This window comes from Paracoccus sp. (in: a-proteobacteria), assembly GCF_030538655.1.
GTDB lineage: Bacteria > Pseudomonadota > Alphaproteobacteria > Rhodobacterales > Rhodobacteraceae > Paracoccus.
The window spans coordinates 172,952-181,238 of the sequence record NZ_JAUNTO010000003.1; the positions used below are offsets into that span (position 1 = coordinate 172,952).

The following is an 8,287-nucleotide window of genomic DNA, read 5'->3' on the forward strand; positions in this document are numbered from 1 at the left end:
AGGACAGCCTATGCCCCGATCCCGCCTGCTCCGCCGCCTTATGGCCTCAACCCTGCCTGTGGCGATCATCGCAGGCACGCCCTCGGGCATCGCGCTGGCACAGCCTGCGCAGGTCATGAACAGCTATGGCCTGCCCGGCGGCGTCGATACGCCCACCGCGCAGCGCCTGCCCGATGGCACCCTTGGCGCAACGATTTCCAAATCCGACTATGCGCAGCGCAACAACGTGGTGTTTCAGGCCATGCCGCGCCTGACCACCGTGCTGCGCTATTCCCGGATCGAGGGGGTGGGCGATCACAACAATCTGGGTCATATCTGGGATCGGTCCTTCGATCTGCGCTTTCAGGCCCTGGACGAAGATACCGAGGGCTGGCGCCCCGCCGTTGCCATCGGCTTGCAGGATTTCATGGGTACCGGGGTCTATTCCGGCGAATATATCGTCGCCACCAAAACCCTGACACCGCGGCTGAGCGCCTCGGTCGGGGTGGGCTGGGGCACGCTGGCGGGCGATCCGCGCACGCTGGATGTCGATGACGAAGGCGGCAAGCCGCGCGTCGATGACTGGTTCCGGGGCAGCGCCAAGCCGTTTGCCTCGGTCGCGTGGCAGGCCAGTGACCGGCTGACGCTGGTGGCCGAATATTCCAACGACACCTATCGCGCCATTCACAGACGCGGCAACCAGACCTGGGACATCCAGCAAGGTGACAAAGAACCGGCCAGTCATCTGAACTTTGGTGCCTATTATAACTTTGGGCGCGGCTATCAGGCCGGGCTGTATACCATTGGCGGCGAAACCATCGGCGCGCAGTTTTCCTTTGCGCTGAACCCGCGCGAGGCGCCCTATCCCTCGGGTCTGGAAAAGGCCCCCGCGCCGGTGCGTCCGCGTCCTGCCCCCGCCGCCGACCCGGACGGCTGGTCGGGCCAATGGGCTGCCGATCCGACCGCGCAGCCCGCCATTCAGACCGCGCTGGCCGATGCGCTGTCCAAAGAGGGGCAGTTGCTGGAATCCATGGTGCTGACCGGCAACCGGGCCGAGGTGCGCATCCGTAACCAGCGTTACATCCAGCAGGCCGAAGCGATCGGCCGCACCGCCCGGCTGATGACCCGCGCCCTGCCGCCTTCGGTGGAAACGCTGGTGATTACGTCGTCGGCGAACGGGATGCCTGCGTCCTCCGTCACCCTGCGGCGCAGCGATGTCGAACGGCTGGAAAACACCGAGGCAGGGCAGATCGCCGCAGTGGCCAGCCTGACCGACGCCACGCCCTACCCCGCCGGTCTGGTGCAGACGCCCGACCTGTTTCCCCGGCTGCGCTGGCGCGTGGGACCGTATCTGGACCTTGGGCTGTTCGATCCGCAGGAACCGCTGCGCTATGAAGCCGGGGCCGAGGCACGGGCGCGTTATGAAATCGCGCCGGGGCTGGTGCTGTCGGGCAAGATCCGTCAGCGCGTCATCGGCAACACCAGTCAGCGCGGGCCGGGCATCCCCGGTCAGCGCGGCGAACATTACACCGCCGAACAATACGAGGCCGATCCCTCGCTGGAGGTGACGCCGCAGGGGGTGCAGCGGGTGCGTTCGGATACCCGGATGTATACCGGCAACCACAGCCCCACGATCCCGGAACTGACGCTGGCCTGGTTCGCGCATCCCACGCAGAACGTCTATACCCGTGTCACCGGCGGCCTGCTGGAACGCGCCTATGGCGGCGTTTCCGCCGAAATCCTGTGGAAACGGGTCGATTCGCCGCTGGCCATCGGGGTCGAGGTGAACCGGGTGCGCAAGCGCGACTTTGACGGGCTGTTCAGCTTTCGTGATTACGAAGTCACCACCGGCCATGTCTCGGCCTATTACGAATTCGCACAGGGCTATACCGCGCAACTGGATGTGGGCCGCTATCTGGCGGGCGACACCGGCGCGACCGTCACCGTCACCCGCGAGTTCGCCAATGGCTGGCGGATCGGCGCCTTTGCCACCAAAACCGACATGAGCGCCGAGGAATTCGGCGAAGGCTCGTTCGACAAGGGCGTGTCGCTGTCGATCCCGATCAGCTGGGCCACCGGCCAGCCGTCACGCAACCGCGCCAGCAGCACGATCCGGTCGCTGTCCCGCGACGGCGGCGCCCGGCTTGAGGTGCAGGACCGGCTGTATGACACCATCCGCGACAGCCATTCCGTCAAACTCTACGAAGGCTGGGGGAGGTTCTGGCGATGATCCGCGCAACCAAGATCGCAATGCTGGCCGGGATGATCGCCACGTTGGCCGGGTGCAGCAACGAAAGCGGGGACGAGGCCGGGGCCAGCCCCTTGGGCATCCTCGCGCGCACGGCGACGCAGGTGGTGGCTGAACGCCGCGCCACGCCCGAACAGCCCGCCACGCCCACCCCCGCCCGCACGGCGGAACAGGCCGCGGCCGAGGCGTTGCGGGTAAACCCCGCCCCGCTGATCCGCGCCGGGTTTGAATCGCTGGGTCAGACGCAGATCATGGCGATGACCGGCCAGAACGGGGCGATGCGCACCTATATGACCAGTTCGCAACAGGCAGTGATCCTGCGCGGCGGGATGTTGTCGGGCACGCGCGGGCTGGGTAACGATCTGTCCGTGACCGAGGCGCAGACCGAAGCCCTGATCCGCACCGGGCGGTCGGGCAGCGGCCAGCGGGTGCTGCGCATCTACAGCGGCGACGGGCTGGAGCGACCCTTGCAGTTTACCTGCCAGGTCGGGCCGGGTCCGGCACCCGGCGTCACCATTGAAACCTGTAATGGCCATGGCGCGCGGTTCCAGAACAATTATATCGTGCAAAACGGCCAGATCATGGTCTCGCGCCAATGGGCCGGGCCGGGGCTGGGCTATATCACCATTGAAACGCTGCGCCCCTGACAGGCGCGTGCCGTTTCTTTCCACAAAAAGCCGGTCTTGGGCCGGCTTTTTTATGCGCCCCGCATTGCCTATGTTGCGCCATTCACCCTTGTGTCGATGTCACACAACAGCCGCACCAAAAGCGCCCGGCTTTCGTCCAGTTCTTTCATCTGTTCATCCACATCGTCAATGTGGCGTTGAAGAATGTCGCGAAGCTCATCGCATGGTTCAAAGCTGCTTCGTCCGTCCAGCGCGCAGGGCAGGAACCGTCGGATCACGGGCAAAGTCATCCCGCAGGCACCCAGCGTCTTGATGCGTTCGACCGTGACAAGTTCACGCCGCCCATAGTCGCGGTATCCCGCACCCGTCCTGCCCGGCGAAATCAGGCCCTGTTCTTCGTAATAACGCAGCATTCGGATGCTGATGCCCGTTTTTTCCGCCATCTCGCCAATCTTCATTTCGTCCTTGACCCTTACAGCGCTGTAACAGTTTATACCCCCGCTCATCAACGTAAAACACTTGAGGAGCAGAGATATGCAAAAGAACCCTTCCTTCGTGACCATGCTGGACGGGCACGAAGCCTTGGCCAAGGACTTATCCCCGCTGGCCTTTGCCGGTTTCGCCCATTTCACGGCAATGCAGATCAGAAATGGCAAGCTGCGGGGGCTTGATCTGCATCTGAAACGGCTGCGTCTGGCCTCTCTGGCAATGTTCGGGCAGGCCCATGACGATATGCGGGTGCGTGATATTCTGCGGATGGCCATTGATGCCGGGCCATCCGATCTGTCGCTGACCGCAACGGTATTTTCGCGCAGCGGCGAATTTTCGGCAAAAGGGGCGCCAGATGATCCGGCTATGCTGGTGCGGACCTTCCCGGCGGCACCCGGCCCGGTTGGGCCGGTCGCGCTGGATATGGTCGTGCATCAAAGAGTCTTGGCAGAGTTCAAACAGGTTGGTGAACCGATGAAAACCTATGCCATGCGTCAGGCTGCCCGGCGCGGATACGACGATGCGCTGTTCATTGATGAACAAGGTCGATTGGCCGAAGCAACCATCTGGAATCTGGCGTTTTGGGACGGTGAATCCATCATCTGGCCCAAAGCTGACATTTTGCACGGGGTGACGATGCAGATTGTGGATCGACAGCTTGCCAAAATCGGCATCCGTTCCCGGATCGAAGAAATTCGTCTGGCGGACATCGACAGTTTTTCCGGTGCCGCCCTAATGAATTCATGGACGCCATGTGTCCCCATCCGCAAAATCGGTGCGATCAATGTTGCGGTATCGGAACAGTTTCATCTGGCGTTGCGCACCGCCTATGAGGCCGAACCAGCAGTGGACATTTGACATAGGCTTGCGCGGCATGGCTGGCACAAGCAGGGGCGATCCGAATCCCGGTCGCCGCATTGGCCCCAATGACCAGCTTTCAGCGATATGCCGGAGGATTGCGGAAATGTAAAAGGGCTGGCGCAAGGCCAGCCCTTTGGAACCAGATCGGCGAACCGATCTGTATCCCATTATCAGCTGTCGTCGTCGTCCGAAGCAACGGCGGCGATGACACCCAGCAGCAGCAGGGCCGGGATCACCAGGCCGGGGTTGGTCGAAGCAGCACGCTCTTCAACAATAACCGGCTCGACTTCAACGACGGGGGCAACGTAGCCACCGGCCAGAGCCGAAGAAGCGGTCAGGCCGAGGGCGACGGCAAAAGTAGCAAATTTGGTCATGATCATGCTCCGTTTCTTTTGAAAGCTGCCGTTCCCAGCAACATCAAGCGGACACTTGCACAAAGCCGCACGGTTGAAAAGCGACTTTGACCCGCCGGGCAAGCCGCTTTCCGCCACTGTTGCATAATAGCCAGACCGTATTTCACCCGTAACACAGAACGACCGCGGCGCCTAACCACGCCGCAGCAGCGATCCGGCGGCGAAACAGATCGCGGCGGCAACGACGATCGACGGGCCTGCGGGCGTATCCAGTCGTAGACTGGCGGCCAGCCCGGCGGCCACCGACAGCGCGCCAATGGCCGATGCGGCCAGCGCCATCGCCTCGGGCGTGCGGGTCAGGCCGCGGGCCGCCGCTGCGGGCACGATCAGCAGCGCCGAGATCAGCAGTGCGCCGACGATGCGAATCGCCACGGCGACCACCAGCGCCAGCGCCAGAGACAGCACCAGCCGTTCCACACGCGGGTCGATGCCGGATGCCATGGCCAGTTCCTCGTTCACGGTGGCGCTGACCAGCCGCTGCCAGCGCCAGACCAGCAGCGCCAGCACCGCCAGCGACCCGCCCCAGATCCACGCCAGATCACCGCGCCCGACGGCCAGAATATCGCCGAACAGAAAGGCCGACAGATCGGTGCGCAGCCCCGGCACGAAACTGGCCGTAACCAGACCAAAAGCCAGCGCGGAATGCGCCATCACCCCCAGCAGCGTATCCATCGAATGCCCGCGCCCGGCCAGTGTCGTCACCACCAACGCCATCGCCAGCGCCACCCCCAGCGTGCCCAGATAAACCGACACACCAAAGGCAAAACTGATCGCCACACCTAGAATTGCCGCATGGGCAATCGAATCACCAAAATAGGCCATCCGCCGCCAGACCACGAAACAGCCCAAAGGCCCGGTCGCCAGCACCAACCCCAGACCCGCCAGCACCGCGCGGGCCATGAAATCGTCAAGCATGGGGCACCTGCGCGTGATCGTGAGGATAAGGATGGTGGTGGTGATCGTGGCCATCGTGCAGATGGTCGTGATCGTGGTCATGGTGGTGCTGATACAGCGCCAGCGTGCCCTCGGCCCCGGCGCCGAACAGGGCGCGGTATTGCGGCGCGCTGCTGACGGCCTGCGGCGTGCCCTCGCAGCAGACATGGCCGTTCAGGCACAGCACCCGGTCCGAGGCGCGCATCACCACCAGCAGATCATGGCTGACCATCAGCACCGCCGCGCCGGTGTCGCGCCGCACGTCCTCGATCAGCTTGTAAAAGGCGACGATACCCGGCTGATCCAGACCCTGAGTTGGCTCGTCCAGCACCAGCAGCTGCGGATCGGCCAGCAAGGCACGGGCCAGCAGAACGCGCTGAAACTGCCCCCCCGACAGGTGGGTGATCGGGCGCGGTCCCAGCCCCTCGACCCCGGTGCGGGCCAGCGCGGTCTCGGCCTGCGCATCACTGACCCGGCGCGGCAGTGACAGGAACCGGCGCACCGTCATCGGAATCGCCGCGTCGATATGCACCCGCTGCGGCACATAGCCGATGCGCAACCCCGGCACCCGCCGCACCTGCCCCGCCGCCAGCGGCATATGCCCCAGCAAGGCCCGGATCAGCGAAGATTTCCCCGACCCGTTCGGGCCGACCACGGTCACGATCTCGCCTGGTGCGATGCGGAAATCGACATGGCTCAGCACGCTGCCGGTGCCGTCGCTGCGCAGCACGGTCAGCCCTTCGGCGGCAATCAGCGGCGTGCTCATACCTCGGCCCCGGCGCAGGCGCTGCACTGGCCAAGCGCCTCGATGGTGCTGCGTTCGATGGCAAAGTCCTGCGCGGCGGCGGCATCGGCCAGCGCGGCACGGACCTGCGGCGCATCCGATTCGGCCACGCGGTTGCAGGACCGACAGATCAGAAAGGCGGGCGCGTGGTCATGGCCCGGCGACAGGCAGGCGGCAAAGGCGTTCAGCCGCTGCACCCGATGCGCCAGCCCATGTTCCACCAGAAATTCCAGCGCGCGATAGGCCACAGGCGGCTGTTTGCCAAACCCGTCGGCGGCCAGCCGGTCCAGCACCTCATAGGCACCCATGGCGCGGTGCGATTCCAACAGGATTTCCAGCGTGCGACGGCGCACCGGAGTCATCCGCGCCCCGGCATCCTCGGCACGCGCGATGGCCGCCTGCATGGCATCACGCGCGCAGGCGGCATGATCGTGAGGGGTGAAGGGATCGGCAGGTTTCATTGTTATATTATCACAATCTTCTTGACTTGTTATCTTGTAACCTATTCAACCCGGCCCACACACACAAGAAGCCGAGACAATCATGCGCCTTTTTCCTACCATCCTCGCCCTGACCTGCACCACCGCCAGCGTGGCGCTTGCCGCGCCACCCGCCGTCGTGACCGACCTGCCCGTGACCGGATCGCTGGTCGCGATGGTGATGGGCGATCTGGGCACGCCGCATGTGCTGTTACCGCAAGGGGGCGATGCGCATGACTATCAACTGCGCCCCTCTGATGCAGCAGCGTTGCAGGGGGCGGACCTGCTGATCTGGATCGGGCCAGAAATGACGCCATGGCTTGATCGCGCTGCCGGGCAGATCGCGCGCGGGGATTCGCTGGCACTGCTGGGGGTTCAGGGCACGCACCGGCAGACGTTCGGGGCGGGCGAACAGGATCACCCGCACGACGATCACAGCCACGATCATGACCACGAACACGAACACAGCGGCACCGATCCGCACGCCTGGCTGAACCCGCATAATGCGCAGGTCTGGCTGGCGGCGATCCACGATGCGTTGACGGCGGCCGACCCCGACAACGCCGCCACCTATGCCGCCAATGCGCAGGCCGCCGCCGCACAGATCGAGGCGCTGGACAATCGAATCACCGCGCAACTGGCCCCGGTCGCGGGCAAACCGTTTGTGGTGATGCATGACGCCTATGGCTATTTCACCGCGCATTATGGGCTGATGCCCGCGATTCCGGTGTCATTGGGTGATGCCGCCGCCCCTTCTGCGGCGCAGATTGCGGCGATCCGGGCGCAGATCAGCGCGCGGGATGTGGGCTGTATCTTTCCTGAACCGATCAGCAATCCCCGCCTGATCGCCGCCATCACCGAGGGCACAGCGATTCGCACCGGCGCACCGCTGGACCCCGAAGGCACGGCGCAAGATCAGGGCGCGACACTGTATCCGACGCTGATGATCGCATTGGCAGATACGCTGCGCATGTGCCTTGTCGATACGCCCTGACAGGCGATGCTCCGCCGGGCCGGACAATTCCTTACAAAATTACTTTGACATTCCCGACAGGATTCGTCAGTCATTGTGACAGACACAAAGGAGCCTGCCATGACTGTCCACACCAATGTTGATTTTGCGCTGGCCAATCTGGCGGCGCTGCCCCAGCACGATGCAAACGCCCTGACGCGCGGAGGCAATCAGGCGCTGATCGTGCTGGGCGATCAGGTCTACACCCTGCGCATCACCCGCGCGGGCAAGCTGATCCTGACCAAGTAATCAGCCCCGCGGCGCCCTCGGCGGCTTCCCCTCACCCCGAGGGCGTCCTTTGGGGCCGCCCGGCTTGGGACCGACCCCTTTCGGACCACCAAACCGCGGCTTGCGCGGCGCATCGCCATCTTCACGGCGCGGGCCAGAGCCAAAAGCACGCGGCTTACGCGGACCATCACCATCCACACGACGCGGAACCGAGCGGCAAGCACGCGGTTGGCGT

Annotated in this window: 10 protein-coding genes; 5 read left to right on the forward strand and 5 right to left on the reverse strand. The window is 64.3% G+C overall.

Annotation, left to right across the window (positions count from 1 at the left end):
- The first annotated feature begins 10 nt into the window (after positions 1–10).
- A complete protein-coding gene (locus Q4G22_RS03750) occupies positions 11–2,209 on the forward strand; it encodes a YjbH domain-containing protein (protein ID WP_303384556.1) in 2,199 nt (732 codons plus the stop codon).
- Entirely contained in the window at positions 2,206–2,874 is a 669-nt protein-coding gene (locus Q4G22_RS03755) for a YjbF family lipoprotein (protein ID WP_303384557.1), read from the forward strand. The genes Q4G22_RS03750 and Q4G22_RS03755 overlap by 4 nt, the downstream gene beginning before the upstream one ends.
- Positions 2,875–2,942: 68 nt before the next feature.
- On the opposite strand, the gene Q4G22_RS03760 is transcribed toward Q4G22_RS03755, so the two are convergent.
- Positions 2,943–3,311: a MerR family transcriptional regulator gene (locus Q4G22_RS03760; RefSeq protein WP_303384558.1), complete on the reverse strand. Its 369-nt coding sequence runs from the start codon at positions 3,309–3,311 to the stop codon at positions 2,943–2,945.
- A 76-nt stretch (positions 3,312–3,387) separates the two neighbouring features.
- Here Q4G22_RS03760 and Q4G22_RS03765 point away from each other — a divergent pair, with 76 nt between their 5' ends.
- Positions 3,388–4,200, forward strand: a complete 813-nt coding sequence (locus Q4G22_RS03765) for an aminotransferase class IV family protein (RefSeq protein ID WP_303384559.1) — start codon at positions 3,388–3,390, stop codon at positions 4,198–4,200.
- Between the two features lie 173 nt (positions 4,201–4,373).
- On the opposite strand, the gene Q4G22_RS03770 is transcribed toward Q4G22_RS03765, so the two are convergent.
- The 4 genes from Q4G22_RS03770 to Q4G22_RS03785 form a co-directional block, all read right to left on the reverse strand.
- Positions 4,374–4,583 carry a hypothetical protein gene (locus Q4G22_RS03770; RefSeq protein ID WP_303360406.1) on the reverse strand — a complete coding sequence of 70 codons (210 nt, stop codon included), beginning with the start codon at positions 4,581–4,583 and terminating at the stop codon, positions 4,374–4,376.
- Positions 4,584–4,748: 165 nt separating this feature from the next.
- Positions 4,749–5,531 (reverse strand): metal ABC transporter permease, encoded by a 783-nt coding sequence (locus Q4G22_RS03775; protein ID WP_303384570.1) that lies wholly within the window; start codon positions 5,529–5,531, stop codon positions 4,749–4,751.
- Positions 5,524–6,315, reverse strand: coding sequence for a metal ABC transporter ATP-binding protein (locus tag Q4G22_RS03780; protein WP_303384560.1), 792 nt, complete (start codon positions 6,313–6,315; stop codon positions 5,524–5,526). The genes Q4G22_RS03775 and Q4G22_RS03780 overlap by 8 nt, the downstream gene beginning before the upstream one ends.
- On the reverse strand, positions 6,312–6,737 hold the full coding sequence (locus Q4G22_RS03785) for a Fur family transcriptional regulator (protein ID WP_303384571.1): 426 nt from the start codon (positions 6,735–6,737) through the stop codon (positions 6,312–6,314). Before Q4G22_RS03785 ends, Q4G22_RS03780 begins: the two co-directional genes overlap by 4 nt.
- Positions 6,738–6,876: 139 nt before the next feature.
- Between Q4G22_RS03785 and Q4G22_RS03790 the strand changes: the two genes are divergently transcribed.
- Both Q4G22_RS03790 and hemP read left to right on the forward strand, forming a co-directional pair.
- Positions 6,877–7,806: a zinc ABC transporter substrate-binding protein gene (locus Q4G22_RS03790; protein ID WP_303384561.1), complete on the forward strand. Its 930-nt coding sequence runs from the start codon at positions 6,877–6,879 to the stop codon at positions 7,804–7,806.
- A gap of 99 nt (positions 7,807–7,905) precedes the next feature.
- A complete protein-coding gene (gene hemP / locus Q4G22_RS03795) occupies positions 7,906–8,073 on the forward strand; it encodes a hemin uptake protein HemP (protein WP_303384562.1) in 168 nt (55 codons plus the stop codon).
- Positions 8,074–8,287: the final 214 nt, after the last annotated feature.